Raw genomic sequence first — 23120 nt, 5'->3', positions numbered from 1 at the left:
GTAGCGGAAGTAGCGGACTTCCCAGAGGGGGGCGACGGCCCCCGCTCCCTCTCCTCAGCCGAAGGAGCACCACACGCATGGCCACGGCCAACCTCGCCGAAGTCGTTGACTCCACCCTCGTGCTGCTGACCGTCGAAGAGGCCGCCCGCCGTCTTCAGATCGGTCGAACCGTCTGCTACCGGCTCATCCGCTCCGGAGAGCTGGAGTCCATCGACATCGGCCGTCTCCGCCGCGTCCCGGCGGACGCACCCGCCGCGTACCTCGCCCGCCGGCGCGCGGCGAAACGAGCCGCTTGACCCCGCCCGGGGCGGCGGCGCTGCCGGACAGGGCAGCCCGCGGCCCCGGCCCCATTCCGTCACCGCGAAACAGGAGTCTGCCTGTGGCAGAAGAGAAGAAGCGCACCCGCCGCGCGAATGGCGAATCCGCCATCTACTACGGGAAAGACGAACGTTGGCACGCCCGGGTACCCATGGGCTACAAGGACGACGGCACGCCGTACCGCCGACACTTGACGCGCCCGACGCGCAAAGAGCTGGTCGACGAGGTCAGGAAGCTGGAGAAGCAGCGCGACCAGGGTTCAGCGCAACAGCCCGGCAAGCCGTGGACGGTCGAGAAGTGGCTGTTGCATTGGGTCGAGAACATCGCCAAGCCGACCGTCAGCGAGAACACCTACGACGGCTACGAGGTGGCGGTTCGCGTCCACCTCGTGCCCGGAGTCGGCAAACACCGGCTTGACCGCTTGGAGCCCGAGCACCTGGAAAGCCTGTACCGCCGGATGCAGAAGAACGGGGCCCGCAAGGCTGGCACTGCTCACCAGGCGCACCGCACCGCCCGGACCGCGCTCGGTGAGGCGGTACGGCGCGGCCACGCAGCCAAGAACGCTGCCGCACTGGCGAAACCACCACGGATGGAAGAGGACGAATCAGAGGTTGAGCCCTACTCCGTAGACGAGGTTCAGCGGCTGCTGATGGAAGCCAACAAGCGCCGGAACAGCGCCCGATGGATGCTTGCCCTTGCCCTCGGTCTGCGGCAGGGCGAGACACTCGGGCTGCGCTGGTCTGACGTCGACCTGGACAACGAGTACCTCAAGCTGCGCCGCAACCGTCTGCGCCCCCGGTACAAGCACGGGTGCCCGGAGTCCTCACCGTGCGGCCGGGCGGCGGCGGGGTACTGCCCGGACAAGGAACAGGTCCGGCGCGAGACCAAGAACACCAAGTCCCGCGCCGGCCGCCGCGCGGTCCCCTTGCCGGGCCCGCTGGTCGCCATGCTCCGCTCGCACGCGGAGGCACAGGCGCGCGAGCGCAAGACCGCCGGGGACCTGTGGATCGAGTCGGACTACGTGTTCACCAAGCGGTTGGGTGGCCCACTGAGCCCGAACACGGACTACCACGACTGGAAGCGGCTGCTGGAAGACGCGGGGGTTCGGAACGGCCGGCTGCACGATGCCCGGCACACGGCCGCCACCGTGCTCATGCTGCTCGGTGTCCCGGCGCGCGTCATCGACCAGATCATGGGGTGGGAGCCGGGCACTTCCGACAGCATGCGGGCGAGGTACCTGCATGTGCCGGACGCCATGCTGAAGGACGTCGCCCGGAAGATCGCCGATGCCATCTGGGGGACCTCGGAAGCCCCGGAGACACCCGCTGTGGACAAAAACCAGGACAACGAGGTCTGAGGACAACGTCGAAGGGCCCCACCTTGCGGTGGGGCCCTTCGACATCGTGCCCGGTGAGGCACTGGCGGAGGATACGAGATTCGAACTCGTGAGGGGTTGCCCCCAACACGCTTTCCAAGCGTGCGCCCTAGGCCTCTAGGCGAATCCTCCGCTGGGAACATTACATGACCGAGAGGAGTGCTTGCGAACTCGTTCCCGGCCGTCGGCATCGGGTACTGTTTGGGCAGCCCCTCACGCGGCGCTATCTGACTGAACTCCCCCAGGGCCGGAAGGCAGCAAGGGTAGGTCGGCTCTGGCGGGTGCGTGGGGGGCGCTTGCGTTGGGCGCGCGGGGCCGGTTGTCGGTGGGCGCCTATAACCTCGTAGGCGTGTCGTCTCTCGCGCTGTACCGCCGCTATCGCCCGGAGTCGTTCGCCGAGGTCATCGGGCAGGAGCATGTCACCGACCCGCTGCAGCAGGCGCTGCGGAACAACCGGGTCAATCACGCGTACCTGTTCAGCGGTCCGCGCGGCTGCGGCAAGACCACCAGCGCGCGCATCCTGGCCCGCTGCCTGAACTGCGAGAAGGGCCCCACGCCGACCCCCTGCGGAGAGTGCGACTCCTGCCGCGACCTGGCACGCAACGGCCCGGGTTCGATCGACGTCATCGAGATCGACGCCGCTTCGCACGGTGGTGTGGACGACGCCCGTGACCTGCGCGAGAAGGCCTTCTTCGGGCCCGCCCGCAGCCGCTACAAGATCTACATCATCGACGAGGCCCACATGGTCACGTCGGCCGGTTTCAACGCGCTCCTCAAGGTCGTCGAGGAGCCCCCGGAGCATCTGAAGTTCATCTTCGCCACCACCGAGCCCGAGAAGGTCATCGGGACGATCCGGTCGCGGACGCACCACTACCCCTTCCGGCTCGTGCCTCCCGGGACGCTGCGGGACTACCTCGGCCAGGTGTGCCAGCAGGAGGCCATCCCGGTCGAGGACGGCGTGCTGCCGCTCGTGGTGCGCGCGGGTGCCGGTTCCGTGCGTGACTCGATGTCCGTCATGGACCAGCTGCTCGCGGGCGCGACCGACGCCGGTGTGACGTACGCCATGGCCACCTCCCTCCTCGGCTACACGGACGGCTCCCTCCTCGACTCCGTCGTCGAGGCCTTCGCCACCGGTGACGGCGCCGCCGCCTTCGAGGTCGTGGACCGGATCATCGAGGGGGGCAACGACCCGCGGCGGTTCGTCGCCGACCTGCTGGAGCGGCTGCGCGACCTCGTCATCCTCGCCGCCGTCCCGGACGCCGCCGAGAAGGGGCTCTTCGACGCCCCGGCCGACGTCATCGAGCGGATGCAGGCCCAGGCCGGCGTCTTCGGCGCGGCCGAGCTGAGCCGCGCCGCCGACCTCGTCAACGAGGGCCTCACCGAGATGCGCGGCGCCACCTCGCCCCGCCTCCAGCTCGAGCTGATCTGTGCCCGCGTGCTGCTTCCCGCCGCCTATGGCGACGAGCGCTCCGTCATGGCCCGCCTCGATCGCATCGAGCGCGGTGTGAACTTCGCCGCCGGCGGCGTCCAGGGCATGCCCGCCATGGGGTACGTACCCGGGCCCGAGGCCCATGCCGGCCCGGCCGCGCCCGGCGGTACCCCCATCCCCCCGGGAGGCGGAGCGGCCGCAGCCCGGGCGGCGGTGCGGGGTGGTGCGGGAGCGGGTGCGGCTGAGGGAAGCGGAGTGGGTGCCGGGGCCGGTGTCGGCGCCGGTGGTGCGGCTGCCGCGGCCTCCCCTTACGCCGGTCAGCCCACGGCCCAGTTCCAGGGGCAGCCGCCTGCTCAGCCTCCGGCCCAGCCCCCCGCCATGCCTCCGGCCGCCGCCCCCGCCCCGGCCGTGGCGCCCCCCTCCGCAGCCCCCGTGCCGGCCCCCGCCGACGCCGGGCCCGCCCAGCCCCCTACCGCCCCCGCCCCTGCCCCCGGCGCCTGGCCCACCGCCACCGCCGCCGGCAGTGGACGCCGGCCGGGCGGCTGGCCGACGGCCGCCCCCGCGGGCGGCGGAGCGGTACGTCCTCCGGCGGCGTCCGCCCCTTCCCCCGCCCAGGCTCCCGCGGCCCCGCCCGCCTCCGGGGCCTCCCCCGCCGCGTACGCACCCCCCGCCGGTGGCCTCGACCCCCGCACGCTCTGGCCCAACATCCTGGAGGCGGTCAAGAACCGCCGCCGCTTCACCTGGATCCTCCTCAGCCAGAACGCGCACATCGCCGGCTTCGACGGCACCACCCTCCAGCTCGGCTTCGTCAACGCCGGTGCCCGGGACAACTTCGCGAGCAGCGGCAGCGAGGACGTGCTGCGCCAGGCCCTCGGCGAGCAGTTCAACGTCCAGTGGAAGATCGAGGCGGTCATCGATCCGTCCGGCGGTTCGGCCCCCGCGCCGACCGGCGGATACGGCGGTGGCGGCACCGGCGGCGCGGGCGCACCCGGCGGGTACGGCAGCCCCGGCGGTGGTTACGGCGGTGGTTACGGCGGCGGTGCCCCGTCCGCCCCGCCCCCGGCGTCCGCCGGCCCGACGCCCCAGGCCCCGTCCCCCTCCGCACCCCCGTCCCAGCCCGCCCCCGCGGCGCCCGCCCCGGCCCCGCCCCGGCCCCCGGCCCCGGAACCGGTGGCCCCCGAGGACGACATCCCCGAGGACGACGACCCCGACCTCAACGAGTCGGCCCTCTCCGGCCATGAACTGATCGTGCGCGAACTGGGCGCGACGGTGGTGGAGGAGTACACCAACGAGTAGGCGGGCCCGCACCGGGCGTCGGCCGCGTCACCGTCCGGCAGGACGCTCACCACGGCTCCGGCAGGACGCTCACCACCGCACACGGCCTCCTTTCGTCGAAACCTACGAACTCCCGGCCCCCCGCCCCTCGGCCTCCCGCACAAGGGCGCCCGCCCCTCCCGTTAGGCTGACCCCTGTGAACGTCCTCGTCATCGGTAACGGCGCCCGCGAACACGCCCTGTGCCGCTCCCTGTCCCTCGACCCCGCCGTCACCGCGCTGCACTGCGCGCCCGGCAACGCCGGCATCGCCGAGGTCGCCGAGCTGCACCAGGTCGACGCCCTGGACGGCGGCGCCGTGGCCGCGCTGGCGCGGGAGCTCGGCGCCGAGCTGGTCGTCGTAGGCCCGGAGGCGCCGCTCGTGGCCGGGGTCGCCGACGCCGTACGGGAGGCGGGGATCCCGGTCTTCGGACCGTCCGGGGAAGCCGCCCAGCTGGAGGGGTCGAAGGCCTTCGCCAAGGAGGTCATGGCCGGGGCCGGCGTCCCGACCGCCCGCTCGTACGTCTGTACGACCGCCGAGGAGGTCGCCGAGGCCCTCGACGCGTTCGGCGCGCCGTACGTCGTGAAGGACGACGGTCTCGCGGCCGGCAAGGGCGTCGTCGTCACCGAGGACCTCGAGGCGGCCAAGGCGCACGCCGCGGCCTGCGACCGTGTGGTCATCGAGGAGTTCCTCGACGGCCCGGAGGTCTCCCTCTTCGCGATCACCGACGGCGAGACGGTCCTCCCGCTCCAGCCCGCCCAGGACTTCAAGCGCGCGCTCGACGGCGACGAGGGCCCGAACACCGGCGGCATGGGCGCGTACTCGCCGCTGCCGTGGGCCGACCCGAAGCTGGTCGAGGAGGTCCTGGAGACCGTCCTGCAGCCGACCGTCGACGAGATGCGCCGCCGCGGCACCCCGTTCTCCGGGCTGCTCTACGCCGGCCTCGCGATCACCTCGCGCGGGGTCCGTGTCATCGAGTTCAACGCCCGCTTCGGCGACCCGGAGACCCAGGTCGTCCTGGCCCGGCTGCGGACCCCGCTCGTCGGCGTGCTGCTCGCGGCCGCGACCGGCACCCTCGCCGACCTGGAGCGTCTGCGCTGGAGCGAGGACGCGGCCGTCACCGTCGTCATCGCCTCGCACAACTACCCCGGCACCCCGCGCACCGGCGACGCCATCACCGGCCTCGACACGGTGGCCGCCGAGGACGCCCCGCACGCGTACGTCCTGCACGCCGGGACGAGGAAGGACGGCGAGACGGTCGTCAGCGCCGGTGGCCGCGTGCTGTCCGTCACCGCGACCGGCACGGACCTCACCGAGGCCCGCGACCGGGCCTACCAGGCCGTCACGCGTATCGGCCTCGACGGTTCCCAGCACCGTACGGACATCGCGGCGAAGGCGGCGGCGGGCGCGTAACACGCCGGCGAACGCGCCGCATTCCCACCGCACCACCCAGGCCCCGGGCCCCTGGGGAATCCCTCGTGGACTCCTCCGGGACCCGGGGCCTGATCGCCGTCCACCGTCCTGCACCTTTCCCCAAAGCCATTCCATCGAGTGAGCGCTGCGCTATCCGGCTGACGGACGCCGGAGCGCCAACTAGGGTGCGGCGCAAGCATTCCGGCACTTGGCCCACCGGCATTGCGATGTCAGTGGCGGGTGTCACAGTGGGGGAATGAGCAGGAGCAGGCGAGCCAGGACCGCGAGACGGTGAGGGGGTGAGTTCCGGTCGTGACCGGTATGGGAGTGGAGACGGGCGCGCAGAGTGCGCGGGCCCGGGCGCTGGCCGTGCTGCGGGTCCGCAGCCGGGCGCTCGCCGTCGCGCTGCTGCCCGCGGCCGCCGCCGTGATCCTCTTCGCCGGGGGTTCCACGGGACACCTCGTGGGCCCGGGCTGGGACGGCGCCCGCTGGGTGGTGGGCGTGGTCGCGCTGGTCGTCCTGCTCGCCGCCGGGGTCGTGGGCCTGGTCGTCGCCCGTGCCCGGCCCGCCGTCAGCCCCACGGTCGCCGTCGCCGAGAAGGCGGCGCCCGATCTGTACCGGCTGGTGCGCGACCTCGCCGACCGCCTCGACGTCCCCGCGCCCTCCGCCATAGCGCTCACCCCGGACTGCGACAGCTGGCTGGAGGACCGCACGCACCCGGCCCACGGCCCGCCCGCGCCCCGGCGCGGCGACGAGATAGCCGGTGCGGGCCCGAGCCGCCACCACCTGCCCCGTCGTACGGCGACGGCGCCGGTCCTCGTCATCGGCTCCCCCTTCCTGTGGTGGATGCGCGTCGGTGAACTGCGCGCCGTCCTCGCGCCGGTCGTCGCCGGTACGGGCCCTTCGGCGCACCCCGACATAGCCGCGGCCCGGCGCTTCGTGCGCGGACTGGACGCCGCGGTGGCCGTCTCCGCCGACCGAGGGCGCTGTCCGGCCGCCCGTCTGGTCTGCTCCGGCATCGGCTGGGTCAGCCGGCTGATGCTGCGCAGCTGCCAGGTGCACGCCGCCGAGATGGAGCGGGGGGTGGCCGCCGCGGCCGCCGAGCGCGCCCAGGCGGTGGACTACGGGCTGCGGATCGTCGCCCAGGAGCAGGTGGGCCTCGCGTACGCGGGCTGGGACCGGCTGCTGACCCGGGTCGCGCTGCCGGCCTGGCGGATGGGCCGCTGGCCCTCCCGGCTGGACGCCGGTGTCGTGGCCGCGCTGACCGAGCTCTCCCGCCGGGACCGCCTGGCCGAGGGGTTCGCCTCACGCCTCGGTGAGCGCCCCGCCTGCGACCTGCTCGAAGAGCCTGGCGCGGTGGACGAGGCGGCCTCCCTGCTCGCCGCCCGCCTCTTCCACGGCGGGCCCGCGGAATGCGGCCCGGACTGGTCCCCGGTGGACTGGCAGGAGTACCCGGAGGAGGTCGTCGACCGCAAGTGGCGCACCGACGCGGCCCGCCTCCACCGCGTCCTCGACTCCCTCGGCGTCCGCCCCACCTCCGACCACGGGTCCCACCACCCGTCCGGCCCCACCCTGGCCCGCGTCCTGGACCACCTGACGGCCGACGACCCCGACCTGCCGCCGCTCCCCACGAGCCCCACCCACCCTGGCGCCCCGAAGACGATCGCTCGGCCTGACCGGTCGTCGACCACGGAATCCCTGCCGATCGAGGACACCACGCCGGACCGAGGCGATCCCCCGCCGACCGGACACAAGGAAGACCCCACGGCCCGCACGACCTCCGCGGATCCGACGGCGTCAGTGACCTCCGCGGACCCGACAGCGCCAGTGACCTCCGCCGATCCGGCGGCGTCAGTGACTTCCACGGCCCCGACGGCCCCGACGACCTCCGTGGATCCGACAGCCGCAGTGGCCTCCACGGACCCGGCGGCCCCAGTGACCTCCGCCGACCCGACACCTCCCACCACCGCCTCCACGGCGGGTGCCGAACCGGCCCCCACGGAAACAGCACCCCCCACCCGACCCGACGACGGCGCAGGCATCGGGGGCGAACTCGGGATCGGGGCCGCCGAACTCGGGATCGGGGCCGATCCCGGGATCGGGGGCGACGAGGACGACGACGGGGACGGTCTCCCCGCCCCCAGCCCCCGCTGCTCGGCGCTCGCCGCGCGGCTCGGTTCGGAGGTGGCGCGGGAGGAGGCGACGGCGACGGCGGCGAAGCCTCCGGCGCCCAGCGGTGGCCAGGGCGGCCCCGACGGACCCCTCTGGGAGGACGGCGCGCTTCCGCTCTTCCCGCTGCAGCCCCCACGCACCGACCGCGAACTGCTCGCCGACCACGTCACGGCGATGGTGTGCTGCGCCGCGATGGACACCGTCGGGGCGACCCCCGGCCTCGACTGGCTCGACGGCCCCACCCTCCTCGTCGACGGCGAGCGGGTGGCCGACCTCACCCCCCGCGTTCTCAGTCTGGTGGAGGACGGTGACGCGACTCCCCTGCGCGCCTGGCTGGTGGAGCTGGGCATACGCCCCGAGAAGCCGGTACGCCTCGGCTGACCTCCCCACCCGCACGGCCACCCCTGACCGCACCCAGCCCCACCCTGCCCGCCCGGAACGGACCCCCTGGTTCCACTTTCGGCCAATTCGCAACGAATAGTGACTGTCTGCGCGCGTTATGTGATGTGCTGGGACCGATCGCGCCCATGGCATGGGCGTGCGACATAGGACAGCCGACCTGCCGGCCGGTCAGTCGGCGTACAGCGCGAAGCGACCGCACCGCCGGACGATCACGGGGCACCAGGGAGGGGAGCGCCATGGCACCGGGACCGGAGCACATCCGCCGCTGGGAGTCGGGAGCACTGGCCCACGCCGTGACGGATCCCTTCGGCCAGGGACCCGTCCCCTGGCTGCGCGGCAGCGAGACGTACTTCGACGACACGGGCCAGGTCGTTCCCTGGTACGTCGACCCGGCCCCCGCGCGCAGGCAGGGCAGGCAGGGCAGGCAGGGCGCGCCGGGCGGTGAGGGCGGCCCCAAGGTCCCGGGTCCCCGCACCGCGCCCGGCCCGGCGTCCGCGTCCGGCGTCCCCCGCTCCGCCGACGACGTCCGCCGCCAGATCAAGGGCTTCACCTCCACCGGCCCGGTCGCCCCCGGCGAGGCCGTCGACTTCCACATCACGGTCGACCCGCCCCAGGAGTTCAGCGTCGACATCTACCGCATCGGGCACTACGACGGGGCCGGCGCCGCCAAGATCACCACCAGCCCGCGTCTGGCCGGCATCGTCCAGCCCCCGCCGCTGACCGCCGACCGCACGGTCTCCTGCCACCACTGGTGGCTCTCCTGGCGGCTCCAGATCCCCTCGTACTGGAGCGTCGGGGCGTACGTCGCCGTCCTCACCACAGCCGACGGCTACCGCTCCCACATCCCCTTCACGGTCCGCGACCAGCACCCCGCCGATCTGCTGCTGCTCCTGCCGGACGTCACCTGGCAGGCCTACAACCTCTACCCCGAGGACGGCCGGACCGGCGCCAGTTTCTACCACGCCTGGGACGGGAACGGCCGGCTCCTCGGCGAGGCCGACGCCGCGACCACGGTCTCCTTCGACCGGCCGTACGCGGGCGCGGGCCTGCCCCTGCACGTCGGCCATGCCTACGACGTCATCCGCTGGGCCGAGCGCTACGGCTACGACCTCGCCTACGCCGACGCCCGCGATCTGCACTCCGGCCAGGTCGACCCCACCCGCTACCGGGGCCTGGTCTTCCCCGGCCACGACGAGTACTGGTCGGCGAACATGCGCCGCACGGTCGAACTCGCCCGCGACAGCGGCACCTCCCTGGTCTTCCTCTCCGCCAACAGCCTGTACTGGCAGGTGGAGCTGGGCCCGTCCCCGTCCGGAGTCCCCGCCCGGCTGCTCAGCTGCCGCAAACGCCGGGGCCCCGGCAAGTCCGTCCTCTGGCGGGAGATCGACCGCGCCGAGCAGCAGCTGGTCGGCATCCAGTACGCCGGCCGCGTCCCCGAGCCGCATCCACTGATCGTGCGCAACGCCGACCACTGGCTCTGGGAGGCCACCGGAACCGAGGAGGGCGAGGGCATCGAGGGCCTGGTCGCGGGCGAGGCCGACCGCTACTTCCCGCGCACCCCGCTCCCGCCCCACGAGGACCGCATCCTCCTCGCCCACTCCCCGTACACCGACCCAGAAGGCGTCCTGCGCCACCAGGAGACCTCCCTGTACCGCGCCCCCTCGGGCGCCCTCGTCTTCGCCTCCGGCACCTTCGCCTGGTCCCCCGCACTCGATCGCCCCGGCCATGTCGACCCCCGGATCCAGCGCGCCACCGCCAACCTCCTCGACCGCATCTGCAAGCGCGACTGACACCTCCCCACCGGGGCGACGGACCCTCCGTCCTTGATCCATCCCGACGTACGGGACAATCAAGGCCTAGGACAGAACCACGGGGAGGAACCGTGTCCGGATTCGTAGAAAAGCCCGAGCCCCTCCAGGTGCCGGGCCTGGTGCATCTGCACACCGGCAAGGTGCGCGAGCTGTACCAGAACGAGGCGGGCGACCTCGTGATGGTCGCCAGCGACCGTATGTCCGCCTACGACTGGGTGCTGCCGACCGAGATCCCCGACAAGGGACGCGTCCTGACCCAGCTCTCCCTGTGGTGGTTCGACCAGCTCGCCGACCTGGTTCCCAACCACGTCCTTAGCACCGAACTGCCCCCCGGCGCCCCCGCCGACTGGGCCGGCCGTACCCTGATCTGCAAGTCCCTGCGGATGCTCCCGGTCGAGTGCGTGGCCCGCGGCTATCTCACCGGCTCCGGCCTCGTCGAGTACGTCGAGTCACGCACGGTCTGCGGCCTCGCCCTCCCCGAGGGCCTGGTCGACGGCAGCGAACTGCCCGCCCCGATCTTCACCCCGGCCACCAAGGCCGCCGTCGGCGAGCACGACGAGAACGTCTCCTACGAGGAGGTCGCCCGTCAGGTCGGCGCCGACACCGCCGCCCAGCTCCGCCAGGCCACCCTCGCCGTCTACGGCCGCGCCCGCGACATCGCCCGCGACCGCGGCATCCTCCTCGCCGACACCAAGTTCGAGTTCGGCTTCGACGGCGACACCCTCGTCATCGCCGACGAGGTCCTCACCCCGGACTCCTCCCGCTTCTGGCCGGCCGACCAGTGGCAGCCGGGCCGTGCCCAGCCGTCGTACGACAAGCAGTTCGTCCGTGACTGGCTCACCTCCCCCGAGTCCGGCTGGGACCGCAAGAGCGAGCAGCCCCCGCCGCCGCTGCCCCGCCAGATCGTCGACGCGACCCGCGCCAAGTACATCGAGGCCTACGAGCGTCTGACGGGTCTGACCTGGTCCTGACCGGGACGGCCCCCGTGACCTGCGGGGGCCCACCCGGACCGCTTCCCCCGGCGCAAGCGAGAACCCACATGCAAAAAACCCCGGCCCACCGGACCGGGGTTTCACTGGAGCGGACGACGAGGCTCGAACTCGCGACCTCAACCTTGGCAAGGTTGCGCTCTACCAACTGAGCTACGTCCGCACTGCGCCGTGGCGCGAGGCCAACTATACCCAACCCCGCTCCCGAGCGAGACGCACCGCCGCGTGCCGGTTCTCCGCCCCCAGTTTGGACACGGCCGACGAGAGATAGTTCCGCACGGTCCCCTGCGACAGCCCGGCCCGCTCGGCGATCTCCGTGACGGGCGCCCCCTCGGCGGCGAGTTCGAGCACCTCGGCCTCGCGCGAGGTCAGCGGCGAATCCCCGGCCGCTATGGCATCGGCGGCCAACTCCGGATCGACGTAACGGTTTCCGGAGTGCACGGTCCGGATGATCTCCGCGAGCCGCTGAGCGCTCACCGTCTTCGGGACGAAACCCCGTACCCCCGCCGCGAGCGCCCGCTTCAGATGCCCCGGCCGGCCATGGCTGGTCACGATCAGCACCCGGCAGCCGGGCAGTTCGGTCCGCAGCGATGTGGCGACCTTCACACCGTCCGCGCCCGGCATCTGCAGATCCAGCACGGCCACATCCGGTGCATGCGCCCGCGCCATCGCCAGGGCCTCCGGTCCGGTGGCCGCCTCCGCGACGATCAGCAGATCGTCCTCCAGGGAGAGCAGCGCGGCCAGCGCACCCCGGATCAGATGCTCGTCGTCGGCGAGCAGCACACGCACCGTCATGAAGTGACCTCCTTCACCCTGCTCGTTCTGTCCAGAGGCACCTCGGCCACCACCCGGAACACCCCGGGCCCGGCGAAACCGGCCGCCAGCGTCCCCTCGACCTGCCGCAGCCGCTCCCGCAGCCCGGCGAGCCCCGATCCGCCACCGCCGGCCTCGTCGTGCGCGGCCTCGGCCCCGTCGTTCTCCACGGTCAGCACCACACACCTCTCCGCGATCCGGAGCCCCACCGAGCACCGCCGCGCGTCCCCGTGCCGCAGCACGTTCGTCGTCGTCTCCCGCACCACCCAGCCGAGTGCCGACTGCACCTCGCCGGGCAGCCCGTCCGCCTTCCCGCGCACCTCGCAGTCGATGCCGGCGGCCGTCAACACCCCCTGCGCACCCGCCAGTTCCACTGCGAGATCGGCCTCCCGGTAGCCCCGTACGACCTCCCGCACCTCCCGCTGCGAGTCCTGCGCTATCCGCTGCACCTCGATCATCTGCTCCACCGCCTCAGGCCGCCCCCGCCGGGCCAGCTGCACCGCCAGCTCTGCCTTCAGCGCTATCACCGCCAGATTGCGCCCCATCACGTCATGCAGATCCCGCCCGAAGCGCAGCCGCTCCTCGGCGACGGCGAGCCGGGCCCTGGTCTCGCGGGCCTCGTCGAGCTGGTAGACGGCGTCGAGCAGCCAGACGGAGAAGAGCGCGGTGAAGGCGAGCAGCCCGGAGCCGAGGAAGACGCCCACCATGCTGAGGACGGCGTCGGGCGGCGGCACGTTCAGCGGGAAGCAGACGGCTCCCGCGCCGAGCGAGAAGCCGGTCACTATCGCGTACACCTGCCGCCGGTCCCGCACGCCGAGGGTGAGGACCCCCACCCCTATGACCAGTACGACCCCGAAGACGGCACCCGCGGTCGCGTCCACGCTCTCGCGGTCGGGACCCCGTTGGGCGATCAGGATGGCCACCACCGCTATGGCGGCGGTGAGCGAGGCGAGCGTCCACAGCAGCCGCACGGGCTGGGGGCGCCGGCCGCGCGTCCAGTCCAGCCCCCGTGACACCGTGAGCATGCAGAGCGCGGCGTGCACGGTGACCAGGGCCAGCAGCGCGCTGCCGAGTCCGGGCCCCAGGGAACCGACGGCCGGCAGACCGACCCCGAGGATCTCGCTCACCCCGAAGAAGTGGAACGACCACCGTGTGTACGTCTCGAACTTCGCCGGTGTGCTCTTCCCCCGCCACCAGCCCCCCGGCCCGCGCATGTCTTCCCCTCGTCCCCCGTCTCAGCGCCGCGGTTCCCACCGGAACCACCGCCGTACAGCAAACACCGCCAGCACGGTCCAGGCCAGGCCTGTGGATATCGCCCCCAGCGCCTCGTAGGCGGAGAGGTCGCCGGTCCAGCCGCCGCGTATCAGAGTGATCGCGGGGGACAGCGGCAGCCGTTCGCAGACCGAGGCGACCCTGTCGGGCAGCATCTCCAGGGGGACGGTCACCCCGGAGCCCATCATCGAGACCAGCACGAACGGCAGGGGGGTGACCTGGGCGCTCTCCACGGTCCGGGTCAGGGCCCCCGTGAGCGCCCCCAGGGCCGCGCAGAGGGCCAGACCCAACAGGAGCCCCAGGACGGCGAGATGGGGGGCCTTGGGCGCGGGTATGTCCAGCACGACGGTGGAGGCCGCCACCAGCACCAGGGACTGCACCAGCCCCGTGACCAGGACCGGCAGCGCGGTCCCGCCCAGGACCTCGGTGTCCCGCAGCTCCCCGGTGCGCAGTCGCTTCAGGACCAGTTCCTCGCGCCGGACGGTGTAGATGGCGGTCAGCGCCGAGTACACCCCGAACAGCAGGGAGAAGCCGATCGCCGCCGGCAGCAGCACCAGACCGATCGTCAGACCGACGTCCTCCACGTGCATGTCGTCGATCAGGGGCCCGAAGCTGAACGGGAGCGCGAGCGGCATCAGCACCGCCGAGAGCAGTGTGCTTCTGCTGCGCCCCAGCAGGGTCAGTTCGGCCCGCGCGAGGGCCGCCATCCGGCTCGCCGGGGTCGTCACCCCACCCTTGACCGCGCTCTGGGCCGCCGTGCTGCCGCTCGCGCCACCCACGATCGTGTTCTCACCCGTCCCGCCGTTCACCGTGTTCCCGCTCATGCCACAGCCCCCTCGGCCTTCGTACGCTCCGACGCCTCCCGGGCGATGCCCAGGAACGCCTCCTCCAGCGAGGCCGACCGCACATCCAGCCCCCGCAGCTCGACCCGCGCCCGCTCGGCCCACACCAGCAGTGCCGTGGCCGTCCGCTGCAACTCCCGGGTCCGCAGCCGGACCACGCGTCCCTCGACCTCGTGATCGCACACGCCCAGTTCGCCGAGTGGAGGCAGATCGCCGACGAAGTACCCCTCGGGCAGCTCGAAGGCGATCCGGGACGGCTGGGCCGCGGTCACCTCGGCGGGTGTCCCGGAGGCGGCTATGCGCCCCTGGTGCAGGATGGCCAGCCGGTCGGCGAGCTGCTCGGCCTCCTCCAGGTAGTGCGTGGTCAGCAGCACTGTCGTACCGGAGGCGCGCAGGGCGCGGACCAGGTCCCAGGTGCCGCGGCGGCCCTCGGCGTCCAGACCGGTCGTCGGCTCGTCGAGGAACAGCACCTCGGGGTCGCCGAGCAGGGCCAGCGCCAGGTCGAGGCGGCGCCGCTCACCGCCGGAGAGCTGCTTGACCCGTACGTCCGCCCGGCCGGCGAGTCCGACCAGGGTCAGCGCCTCCCCGACGGGCCGGGCGCCGCTCACACAGCCGCCCCACATCCGCGCGGTCTCCGCGACGGTCAGCTCGGAGGAGAAGCCGCCCTCCTGCAGCATCACGCCGGTGCGCGGCCGGACCGCGGCCCGCTCGGTGTACGGGTCGTGGCCGAGGACACGGAGGTGTCCGGCGTCCGGGCGCGCGAGGCCCTCCAGCAGTTCGACAGTCGATGTCTTGCCGGCGCCGTTGGTGCCGAGCAGTGCGAAGATCTCACCGCGGTCGACGTGGAAGGAGATTCCACGGACCGCCTCGAACCCGCCCCCGTACACACGCCGGAGGCCGGTGACCTCAATCACGTGTTCATTCGTGTCCATGCCTCAAGGCTCCCGTCGGACAGCGGCCGACAGCAGTGCGAGGTGTCATCACTCCGTATGACAAATGTCAGGTGACTGCGGCGCCCGAACGGGAACACGAAGGGGAACACACGAAAAGACCCCGGTCCGATGGACCGGGGTCTCATTCCCGAGCGGACGACGAGGCTCGAACTCGCGACCTCAACCTTGGCAAGGTTGCGCTCTACCAACTGAGCTACGTCCGCATTGCCTCCGACCGGCTCTCACCGATCGGCGCGAGCACCAGCCTACCTGATCCACGACCGTGGTCAGGACGGTGATGCAGAGCGGGTGACAGGGATCGCACACTGCGCCTTCCCCCTGGAAGGGGGATGTTCTACTACTGAACTACACCCGCGTGGCCTCCGTGAGCTGGGCTTTTCGGCCCCGCCCGGCGGCGTGCTCCAGACATTAGCCGACCATGTGGGGGGTAACGCAAGTCGGTTGTCCCCGGGCCGTGCTGACGGCCCCGGGGACCACCGCGGGAGCGGCTCGAACGGCCGCCGGGCTACTGCGCCTCGGCGAACGCCTCGTAGACCTTCTTGGGGATGCGGCCGCGGGCGGGCACCTCCATCTTGTTGGCCTGGGCCCAGGCGCGCACGGCCGCCGGGTCGGGCGCGACCTCCGTCTGCTTGTACGCCTTGCCGGACTTCGACCGCTTGCGGCCGGCCTCCACGTAGGGCGCGAGCGCCTTACGCAGTTTCTTGGCATTGGCTTCATTCAGGTCGATCTCGTACGACTTGCCGTCGAGTCCGAAGGCGATCGTTTCCGCCGCTTCCGAGCCGTCGATGTCGTCAAAGAGAGTGACCACGACCTTCTGCGCCACGAATATCGGTCCCTTCGTGCGACAGCTCTGCGATGACGTGCCAAGACGCCACGGAGATGTCGACTGTCCGCCAGTTATGGGGCAAAGTATCGGCTATTGCCAATTCATTTGTACAGTGCCCGGCAATCGAATGTGAAGCCCGACTAAATCTGTCCGCGTGTCCCAGCGCAATAGGGAACACGGGTGCACCCCGGATCTTTCCCTGAACTTTTCGCGGAGGCACTGGTCCGATACCTGATCGTGATGACGCTCACGTAGATTCCTACAACTCTACTCGCGTAGAAATTTTGTACGGGTAGTCTGAAGGCACCTGTCGGAGACACCGCAGGAACCTGCTCAGCACCACACCACCGGGAGTGCCAGTGGCACGCGTCGTAGTCGACGTCATGCTCAAGCCGGAGATCCTCGACCCCCAGGGCCAGGCGGTGCAGCGCGCACTGCCGCGCCTGGGTTTCGAAGGCATCTCCGACGTACGTCAGGGAAAGCGATTCGAACTGGAAGTTGACGGGCCGGTCGACGAGGCCGCCCTCACCCGGATCCACGATCTTGCGGAATCCTTCCTCGCCAACACCGTGATCGAGGACTTCACCGTCAAGGTGGAGGAAGTCGCGGAGGCCGCGAAGTGACCGCTCGTATTGGCGTCGTCACTTTCCCGGGCAGCCTCGACGACCGGGACACCCAGCGTGCGATCCGCCTCGCGGGCGCGGAACCGGTCGCCCTCTGGCACAAGGACAAGAACCTCCACCAGGTCGACGCGGTCGTCCTGCCCGGCGGTTTCTCGTACGGCGACTATCTGCGCGCCGGTGCCATCTCCCGCTTCTCGCCGGTGATGGAGACCGTCATCGAACAGGCGAAGGCCGGCCTGCCGGTCCTCGGCATCTGCAACGGCTTCCAGATCCTCACCGAGGCCCATCTGCTGCCCGGCGGGATGCTCGGCAACGACCACCTCCACTTCATCTGCCGCGACCAGAAGCTGCGGGTGGAGAACGCGGACACCGCCTGGACCGCCGACTACACGGCCGGCCAGGAGATCCACATCCCGCTGAAGAACATGGACGGCCGGTACGTCGCCGACGCGTACACGCTCGACAAGCTGGAGGCGGAGGGCCGGGTCGTCTTCCGGTACCTGGACTTCAACCCGAACGGCTCGCTCAACGACATCGCCGGCATCACCAACGAGGCCGGCAACGTCGTAGGCCTCATGCCGCACCCGGAGCACGCCGTCGAGCCCCTCATCGGGTCCGGCCGCACCGACGGTCTCCCGTTCTTCACCTCGATCCTCAAGAAGCTGGTCAACGCATGAGCCGGACGCCTCTGGACACGGTCGAGCACGCGGCCGCGACCCCCGACGTCGAGCTGCCCTGGGCCGAACTCGGTCTGAAGAAGGACGAGTACGAGCGGGTGGTGGAGATCCTCGGCCGCCGCCCCACCGGCGCCGAGCTCGCCATGTACTCCGTCATGTGGTCCGAGCACTGCTCCTACAAGTCGTCGAAGGTGCACCTGCGCCAGTTCGGCGAGAAGGCCCCGCAGTCCGACGCGCTCCTCGTCGGCATCGGCGAGAACGCGGGTGTGGTCGACGTCGGCCAGGGCTACGCGGTCACCTTCAAGGTCGAGTCGCACAACCACCCGTCGTACGTCGAGCCCTACCAGGGCGCGGCCACCGGTGTCGGCGGCATCGTCCGCGACATCATCGCCATGGGCGCCCGCCCGGTCGCGGTCGTCGACCCGCTGCGCTTCGGCGCCGCCGACCACCCCGACACCAAGCGCGTCCTGCCGGGCGTCGTCGCCGGCATCGGCGGCTACGGCAACTGCCTGGGCCTGCCGAACATCGGCGGCGAGGTCGTCTTCGACTCCTGCTACCAGGGCAACCCGCTGGTCAACGCCGGTGCCATCGGTGTCATGCGGCACGAGGACATCCACCTCGCGAAGGCCTCCGGCGCCGGCAACAAGGTCATCCTGTACGGCGCCCGCACCGGCGGCGACGGCATCGGCGGCGCGTCGATCCTCGCCTCCGAGACCTTCGACGACGCCAAGCCGTCGAAGCGCCCCGCCGTCCAGGTCGGCGACCCCTTCCAGGAGAAGCTCCTCATCGAGTGCACCCTGGAGGCCTTCCAGGAGAAGCTCGTCGTCGGCATCCAGGACCTCGGCGCCGCCGGTCTGTCCTGCGCCACCAGCGAGCTCGCCTCCAACGGCTCCGGCGGTATGCGCGTCACCCTCGACGACGTCCCGCTGCGCGACTCGACCCTCTCGCCCGAGGAAATCCTCATGAGCGAGTCGCAGGAACGCATGTGCGCCGTCGTCGAACCGGAGAAGGTCGACCGGTTCCTCGAGATCTGCGACAAGTGGGACGTCATCGCCACCGTCATCGGTGAGGTGACCGACGGCGACCGCCTCGAGATCTTCTGGCACGGTGGCAAGATCGTCGACGTCGACCCGCGCACGGTCGCCCACGACGGCCCGGTCTACGAGCGCCCGTACGCCCGCCCGGACTGGCAGGACGCCCTCCAGGCCGACGACGCGAACAAGCTGCCCCGGCCGCAGACCGGCGAGGAGCTGAAGGACCAGGTCCGCAGGCTCGTCGCCTCGCCCAACCAGGCCTCCAAGAAGTGGATCACCTCGCAGTACGACCACTTCGTGCAGGGCAACACCGTCCTCGCCCAGCCCGAGGACTCCGGCATGATCCGGATCGACGAGGAGTCCGGTCTCGGCGTCGCCATCGCGACCGACGGCAACGGCCGGTACGCCAAGCTCGACCCGTACCACGGCGCCCAGCTCGCGCTCGCCGAGGCGTACCGCAATGTCGCCACCACCGGCGCCAAGCCGCTCGCCGTCTCCGACTGCCTGAACTTCGGCTCGCCCGAGGACCCGGCCGTCATGTGGCAGTTCGCGGAGGCCGTCCGCGGTCTGGCGGACGCCTGTCTGCAGCTCGGCACCCCGGTGACCGGCGGCAATGTCTCCCTCTACAACCAGACGGGCGAGGCCGCCATCCACCCGACCCCGGTGGTCGCGGTCCTCGGCGTCATCGACGACGTCGCCCGCCGCACCCCGGTCGCCTTCCAGGAGGAGGGCCAGCTGCTCTACCTCCTCGGCGACACCCGTGAGGAGTTCGGCGGCTCGGCCTGGTCCCAGGTCGTCCACGACCACCTCGGCGGTCTGCCCCCGAAGGTCGACCTGGAGCGCGAGCGCCTGCTGGCCGAGATCCTGATCTCCGCCAGCCGCGACGGGATGATCGACTCCGCGCACGACCTGTCCGACGGCGGTCTGGTCCAGGCGGTCGTGGAGTCGGCGCTGCTCGGCGGCAAGGGCGCGCGTCTGGTCGTACCGGACGGGCTCGACGCCTTCACCTTCCTGTTCTCCGAGTCGGCCGGCCGCGCCGTGGTCGCGGTCCCGCGCTCGGAGGAGGTCCGCTTCAACGACATGTGCGGCGCCCGGGGCCTTCCGGTCACCCGCATCGGTGTCGTCGACGGCGACACGGTCGACGTCCAGGGCGAGTTCGCGCTCTCCCTGGAGGAGCTGCGCACGGCGCACGAGGCGACCATCCCGGCGCTGCTCGCATAGGCGAACCGGCGGGGGCCGCACGAGGGTGCGGTCCGCGTACGACGGTGAGGGCCCCGATCGCCGAGACGGTCGGGGCCTTCCCCGTGTCCGCGTTCCGTCGCGGCGCGGTGTCCCACCGCCCGGCGCTACACCGCCACGGGTTCCCGTGCCGGCTCCGGGGAGCCCCCGGCAGGGCGGGGCCGGGGCAGCCGCAGGGCGAGGACCAGGCACAGGGCCATGACGGCCGCCCCGCACAGGAACACCGAGTCCATTGCGGAGACGTACGACGCGATGCCCGCCGAGCGAGCCGCGCCCGACAGGGAGGCGAGGGGGCCGGGACCGTCGTACAGCCGGGATATGAGCGTGGCGAAGAGGGCCGCGCCGAGGGCTGTCCCCAGGGTCTGGAAGAAGCGGACGGCGGTGGTCGCGACGCCGAGCTGGTGGCGCGGGGCCGCTTCCTGGACGAGCTCGATGAGCTGGCCGAGGAGCAGTCCGAAGGCCATGCCGACCAGCAGGAGTTCGGCGCGCAGCAGCCACAGGCCGGTGTGGGCGCCGAGGGCGGACAGCAGCAGGAACGCCGTGGTGGCGATCGCCGAGCCCGCGATGGCGAAGGTCCGCTCGGGCAGCCCCCGCTCGGCGAGCTTGGCGGAGACGACCCCGACCGCCGTCATGCCGATCGCCATGGGGATGAGGTACAGCCCCGCCGAGGAGCTGGCGACGCCCCGCGCCACCTGCAGATACACCATCACGTAGTACATCGCGCCCACCATGGCAGCGCCCAGCAGCCCCTGGATCGCGAAGCCCAGGCGCAGCTCCGGCACCCGGAACAGCGACAGCGGCAGGATCGGCTCGGCGGCGGTGACCCGGCGCCGCAGGAACAGGCCGAGGGCGGCCAGTGCGGCCAGGGTCAGCGCGACGATCCGCGGTGAGGACCACGCGTACTGCTTGCCGCCCCATTCGGTGACCAGCAGCAGCGCGGCGGAGAAGGCCGCGGCGAGGGCCGCGAGGGCGGCCTGCGCGACTTCGCCCGCAAGCCCTGATCCCGCCGGGCATCCGTTCACCGACGGCTAGGCTCACCGCCATGCCTGCGGCCAAGAAGCGCACTCGGACCTACGACCCCGTCAAGACCCGGGCGGCGGTGCTCGTGCAGTTCGGGAAGGTGCGGGAGGGTGTCGCCGGGCTTACGCCCGAGCAGCTCGCGTCGCCGACGCGGCTCGGTGAGTGGCGGGTGCGGGAGCTGGTGGCGCACATCGGGATGGCCCTCACCGCCATCGGGCGCGCGCTCGCCCTGCCGGAGCCGCCGAAGCAGGACGCCGTGCTGCTCGACTGGCCGTTCGCGACCTCCGCCAGTTCCGCGGCCATCGATGACTTCACCCGGCGGCTCACCGGGGAACACCCCGACCTCGACGGCTACCTCGCCGCCGTGGAGCGCGACCTCGTCGAGCAGCTCGACACCCACCCCGGGACCCGGCTGCTCCAGACCAACGCGGGTGCGCTGCCGCTCGCCGACTACCTCGTCACCCGCGCCGTCGAGCTGGTCGTCCACACGGACGACCTCAACGCCGCCGTGCCGGGCCTCGCCGTCCCCCTGGACCGTCAGGCCCTCGCCGCCACCACCCGGCTCCTCGCGGACGCGCTCGCCGTCAAGGCGCCCGGGGGCGCGACGGAGGTGCGCGTCCCGCCGTACGCCGTCGTGCAGTGCGTCGAGGGCCCGCGGCACACCCGTGGCACCCCGCCGAACGTCGTCGAGACCGACCCCCTGACCTGGGTCAGGCTGGCGACCGGACGGCAGACCTGGGCCGAGGTGATGGACGCGGCGAAGGTGAGCGCGAGCGGCGAGCGGGCCGATCTGGGAGCGCTCCTGCCGCTGATGTCCTGACCCGGCCCACGCAGAATGGTGTGCGACACCTCACTCGTGCATACGGAACGCGACCGCACGGGCCCGTCCGGGTTGCGTCACAGGCTGTCACATGATGGCCGTATAGCGTGTCTGACCTGCGTAAACAAGTCGATCATCGATGGATCGGACCAACGAAGATCCAGTTACCGGCAGGTATCGCCAATTCGGACCAGTGGTCGATCTCGCCTACACTCGGTGGCGTGCCACGTGGTGACGGTCGACTCAATCACGATCTGCTTCCCGGCGAGAAGGGCCCCCAGGACGCTTGTGGCGTCTTCGGTGTCTGGGCTCCAGGCGAAGAGGTCGCAAAGCTCACGTACTTCGGGCTCTACGCCCTCCAGCATCGGGGCCAGGAATCCGCGGGTATCGCGGTCAGCAACGGCTCCCAGATCCTCGTCTTCAAGGACATGGGCCTCGTCTCCCAGGTCTTCGACGAGACCTCGCTCGGTTCGCTCCAGGGTCACATCGCGGTCGGACACGCCCGCTACTCGACCACCGGTGCCTCCGTGTGGGAAAACGCCCAGCCGACGTTCCGCGCCACCGCGCACGGCTCGATCGCGCTCGGCCACAACGGCAACCTCGTCAACACCGCCCAGCTCGCCGAGATGGTCGCCGACCTGCCCAAGCAGGAAGGCCGCACCCCGCGCGTCGCGGCGACCAACGACACCGACCTGCTCACCGCTCTGCTCGCGGCCCAGGTCGACGCGGAGGGCAAACCGCTGACCATCGAGGAGGCGGCCCATCAGGTCCTTCCGCAGGTCAAGGGCGCCTTCAGTCTCGTCTTCATGGACGAGCACACCCTCTACGCCGGCCGTGACCCCCAGGGCATCCGCCCGCTGGTCCTCGGCCGCCTCGAGCGCGGCTGGGTCGTCGCCTCCGAGTCCGCCGCCCTCGACATCTGCGGCGCCAGCTTCGTCCGCGAGATCGAGCCCGGCGAGTTCGTCGCCATCGACGAGAACGGCCTGCGCACCTCTCGATTCGCGGAAGCGAAGCCCAAGGGCTGTGTCTTCGAGTATGTGTACCTCGCCCGCCCCGACACCGACATCGCCGGCCGGAACGTGTACGCGTCCCGTGTGGAGATGGGCCGCAAGCTCGCCAAGGAGGCCCCCGCCGAGGCCGATCTGGTCATAGCGACCCCGGAGTCCGGCACCCCCGCCGCCATCGGCTACGCGGAGGCCTCGGGCATCCCCTTCGGCAGCGGCCTGGTCAAGAACGCCTACGTCGGCCGGACCTTCATCCAGCCCTCGCAGACGATCCGCCAGCTCGGCATCCGCCTGAAGCTGAACCCGCTCAAGGACGTCATCAAGGGCAAGCGCCTGGTCGTCGTCGACGACTCGATCGTGCGCGGCAACACCCAGCGCGCGCTGGTGCGGATGCTGCGCGAGGCCGGCGCCGCCGAGGTCCACATCCGGATCTCCTCCCCGCCCGTGAAGTGGCCCTGCTTCTTCGGCATCGACTTCGCCACACGCGCGGAGCTGATCGCCAACGGCATGACCATCGACGAGATCGGCACCTCGCTCGGCGCCGACTCCCTGGCGTACATCTCCATCGACGGCATGATCGAGGCGACCACCATCGCCAAGCCGAACCTCTGCCGCGCCTGCTTCGACGGCGAGTACCCGATGGAGCTCCCGGACCCCGAGCTGCTCGGCAAGCAGCTGCTGGAGACCGAGCTGGCGGCCGGTCCGGCAGCCACGGCCGCGGCCGACGCCATCCGTCGCCCGTAAGCCCCGTAGAAACCAACCCGAAAGATCCCAGG

18 protein-coding genes, 4 tRNA genes and 1 other RNA gene are annotated in these 23120 nt (G+C 71.6%); 13 read left to right on the top strand and 10 right to left on the bottom strand.

What is annotated here, in order from left to right; translation table 11 throughout:
- The first annotated feature begins 77 nt into the window (after window positions 1-77).
- Window positions 78-296, top strand: a complete 219-nt coding sequence (locus tag ACYQ8Q_RS22600; protein WP_460067451.1) for a helix-turn-helix domain-containing protein — start codon at window positions 78-80, stop codon at window positions 294-296.
- Window positions 297-379: 83 nt separating this feature from the next.
- On the top strand, window positions 380-1675 hold the full coding sequence (locus ACYQ8Q_RS22595) for a tyrosine-type recombinase/integrase (RefSeq protein ID WP_460067450.1): 1296 nt from the start codon (window positions 380-382) through the stop codon (window positions 1673-1675).
- Window positions 1676-1737: 62 nt separating this feature from the next.
- On the opposite strand, the gene ACYQ8Q_RS22590 is transcribed toward ACYQ8Q_RS22595, so the two are convergent.
- A tRNA-Ser gene (locus ACYQ8Q_RS22590) sits at window positions 1738-1825 on the bottom strand.
- A 72-nt stretch (window positions 1826-1897) separates the two neighbouring features.
- On the opposite strand from ACYQ8Q_RS22590, the gene ffs reads away from it, so the two are divergent.
- From ffs to ACYQ8Q_RS22560, 6 genes are all read left to right on the top strand, one after another.
- An RNA gene (gene ffs, locus ACYQ8Q_RS22585) (signal recognition particle sRNA small type) lies at window positions 1898-1996 on the top strand.
- A 46-nt stretch (window positions 1997-2042) separates the two neighbouring features.
- Window positions 2043-4418, top strand: coding sequence for a DNA polymerase III subunit gamma and tau (locus ACYQ8Q_RS22580; RefSeq protein ID WP_460067449.1), 2376 nt, complete (start codon window positions 2043-2045; stop codon window positions 4416-4418).
- Between the two features lie 175 nt (window positions 4419-4593).
- Window positions 4594-5847 carry a phosphoribosylamine--glycine ligase gene (purD, locus tag ACYQ8Q_RS22575; RefSeq protein WP_460067447.1) on the top strand — a complete coding sequence of 418 codons (1254 nt, stop codon included), beginning with the start codon at window positions 4594-4596 and terminating at the stop codon, window positions 5845-5847.
- Window positions 5848-6159: 312 nt separating this feature from the next.
- A complete protein-coding gene (locus ACYQ8Q_RS22570; protein ID WP_460067446.1) occupies window positions 6160-8400 on the top strand; it encodes a M48 family metalloprotease in 2241 nt (746 codons plus the stop codon).
- Between the two features lie 257 nt (window positions 8401-8657).
- Window positions 8658-10211, top strand: a complete 1554-nt coding sequence (locus ACYQ8Q_RS22565) for a N,N-dimethylformamidase beta subunit family domain-containing protein (protein ID WP_460067444.1) — start codon at window positions 8658-8660, stop codon at window positions 10209-10211.
- A gap of 92 nt (window positions 10212-10303) precedes the next feature.
- Window positions 10304-11203, top strand: coding sequence for a phosphoribosylaminoimidazolesuccinocarboxamide synthase (locus tag ACYQ8Q_RS22560; protein ID WP_460067443.1), 900 nt, complete (start codon window positions 10304-10306; stop codon window positions 11201-11203).
- A gap of 105 nt (window positions 11204-11308) precedes the next feature.
- On the opposite strand, the gene ACYQ8Q_RS22555 is transcribed toward ACYQ8Q_RS22560, so the two are convergent.
- From ACYQ8Q_RS22555 to ACYQ8Q_RS22520, 8 genes are all read right to left on the bottom strand, one after another.
- Window positions 11309-11384 (bottom strand) — tRNA-Gly (locus ACYQ8Q_RS22555).
- Between the two features lie 23 nt (window positions 11385-11407).
- On the bottom strand, window positions 11408-12016 hold the full coding sequence (locus ACYQ8Q_RS22550) for a response regulator (protein ID WP_460067442.1): 609 nt from the start codon (window positions 12014-12016) through the stop codon (window positions 11408-11410).
- Window positions 12013-13248 (bottom strand): sensor histidine kinase, encoded by a 1236-nt coding sequence (locus ACYQ8Q_RS22545; protein WP_460067441.1) that lies wholly within the window; start codon window positions 13246-13248, stop codon window positions 12013-12015. The genes ACYQ8Q_RS22550 and ACYQ8Q_RS22545 overlap by 4 nt, the downstream gene beginning before the upstream one ends.
- A 21-nt stretch (window positions 13249-13269) precedes the next feature.
- Window positions 13270-14013 (bottom strand): ABC transporter permease, encoded by a 744-nt coding sequence (locus ACYQ8Q_RS22540; protein ID WP_460073451.1) that lies wholly within the window; start codon window positions 14011-14013, stop codon window positions 13270-13272.
- Window positions 14014-14126: 113 nt separating this feature from the next.
- The gene (locus tag ACYQ8Q_RS22535; RefSeq protein WP_460067439.1) at window positions 14127-15080 is read right to left on the bottom strand and encodes an ABC transporter ATP-binding protein; all 954 of its coding nucleotides are present in this window, start codon (window positions 15078-15080) and stop codon (window positions 14127-14129) included.
- A gap of 151 nt (window positions 15081-15231) precedes the next feature.
- Window positions 15232-15304 (bottom strand) — tRNA-Gly (locus tag ACYQ8Q_RS22530).
- An 80-nt stretch (window positions 15305-15384) separates the two neighbouring features.
- Window positions 15385-15456, bottom strand: a tRNA-Gly gene (locus ACYQ8Q_RS22525).
- Between the two features lie 150 nt (window positions 15457-15606).
- Window positions 15607-15924 (bottom strand): histone-like nucleoid-structuring protein Lsr2, encoded by a 318-nt coding sequence (locus ACYQ8Q_RS22520; RefSeq protein ID WP_055631821.1) that lies wholly within the window; start codon window positions 15922-15924, stop codon window positions 15607-15609.
- 362 nt (window positions 15925-16286) lie between these two features.
- On the opposite strand from ACYQ8Q_RS22520, the gene purS reads away from it, so the two are divergent.
- Genes purS through purL form a run of 3 tightly spaced genes read left to right on the top strand, consistent with a single transcriptional unit; the run spans window position 16287 to window position 19482 of the window.
- The gene (gene purS / locus ACYQ8Q_RS22515; RefSeq protein WP_460067438.1) at window positions 16287-16550 is read left to right on the top strand and encodes a phosphoribosylformylglycinamidine synthase subunit PurS; all 264 of its coding nucleotides are present in this window, start codon (window positions 16287-16289) and stop codon (window positions 16548-16550) included.
- Window positions 16547-17227, top strand: a complete 681-nt coding sequence (gene purQ / locus ACYQ8Q_RS22510; protein ID WP_460067437.1) for a phosphoribosylformylglycinamidine synthase subunit PurQ — start codon at window positions 16547-16549, stop codon at window positions 17225-17227. Before purS ends, purQ begins: the two co-directional genes overlap by 4 nt.
- Window positions 17224-19482: a phosphoribosylformylglycinamidine synthase subunit PurL gene (gene purL, locus ACYQ8Q_RS22505; RefSeq protein ID WP_460067436.1), complete on the top strand. Its 2259-nt coding sequence runs from the start codon at window positions 17224-17226 to the stop codon at window positions 19480-19482. The genes purQ and purL overlap by 4 nt, the downstream gene beginning before the upstream one ends.
- A gap of 125 nt (window positions 19483-19607) precedes the next feature.
- Here the strand turns inward: purL and ACYQ8Q_RS22500 are convergent, their stop codons facing one another.
- Window positions 19608-20522, bottom strand: coding sequence for an MFS transporter (locus tag ACYQ8Q_RS22500; RefSeq protein WP_460067434.1), 915 nt, complete (start codon window positions 20520-20522; stop codon window positions 19608-19610).
- A gap of 20 nt (window positions 20523-20542) precedes the next feature.
- Here ACYQ8Q_RS22500 and ACYQ8Q_RS22495 point away from each other — a divergent pair, with 20 nt between their 5' ends.
- Window positions 20543-21340: a maleylpyruvate isomerase family mycothiol-dependent enzyme gene (locus tag ACYQ8Q_RS22495; RefSeq protein ID WP_460067432.1), complete on the top strand. Its 798-nt coding sequence runs from the start codon at window positions 20543-20545 to the stop codon at window positions 21338-21340.
- A gap of 221 nt (window positions 21341-21561) precedes the next feature.
- Complete coding sequence (gene purF, locus ACYQ8Q_RS22490; protein ID WP_460067431.1) at window positions 21562-23088, top strand: amidophosphoribosyltransferase; 1527 nt, start codon at window positions 21562-21564, stop codon at window positions 23086-23088.
- Window positions 23089-23120 lie beyond the last annotated feature (32 nt).

The organism is Streptomyces sp. YKOK-I1 (genome assembly GCF_054660435.1).
This window is presented reverse-complemented; position numbering and strand designations above follow the sequence as displayed.

What these genes read in the sequence shown, in the direction of transcription:
- ACYQ8Q_RS22600 (WP_460067451.1), top strand. Translation starts at nt 78, where the DNA reads ATGGCCACGGCCAACCTCGCCGAAGTCGTTGACTCCACCCTCGTGCTG.
- ACYQ8Q_RS22565 (WP_460067444.1), top strand. Translation starts at nt 8,658, where the DNA reads ATGGCACCGGGACCGGAGCACATCCGCCGCTGGGAGTCGGGAGCACTG.
- ACYQ8Q_RS22550 (WP_460067442.1), bottom strand. Translation starts at nt 12,016, where the DNA reads ATGACGGTGCGTGTGCTGCTCGCCGACGACGAGCATCTGATCCGGGGT.
- ACYQ8Q_RS22545 (WP_460067441.1), bottom strand. Translation starts at nt 13,248, where the DNA reads ATGCGCGGGCCGGGGGGCTGGTGGCGGGGGAAGAGCACACCGGCGAAG.
- ACYQ8Q_RS22540 (WP_460073451.1), bottom strand. Translation starts at nt 14,013, where the DNA reads ATGGCGGCCCTCGCGCGGGCCGAACTGACCCTGCTGGGGCGCAGCAGA.
- ACYQ8Q_RS22535 (WP_460067439.1), bottom strand. Translation starts at nt 15,080, where the DNA reads ATGGACACGAATGAACACGTGATTGAGGTCACCGGCCTCCGGCGTGTG.
- purL (WP_460067436.1), top strand. Translation starts at nt 17,224, where the DNA reads ATGAGCCGGACGCCTCTGGACACGGTCGAGCACGCGGCCGCGACCCCC.
- ACYQ8Q_RS22495 (WP_460067432.1), top strand. Translation starts at nt 20,543, where the DNA reads ATGCCTGCGGCCAAGAAGCGCACTCGGACCTACGACCCCGTCAAGACC.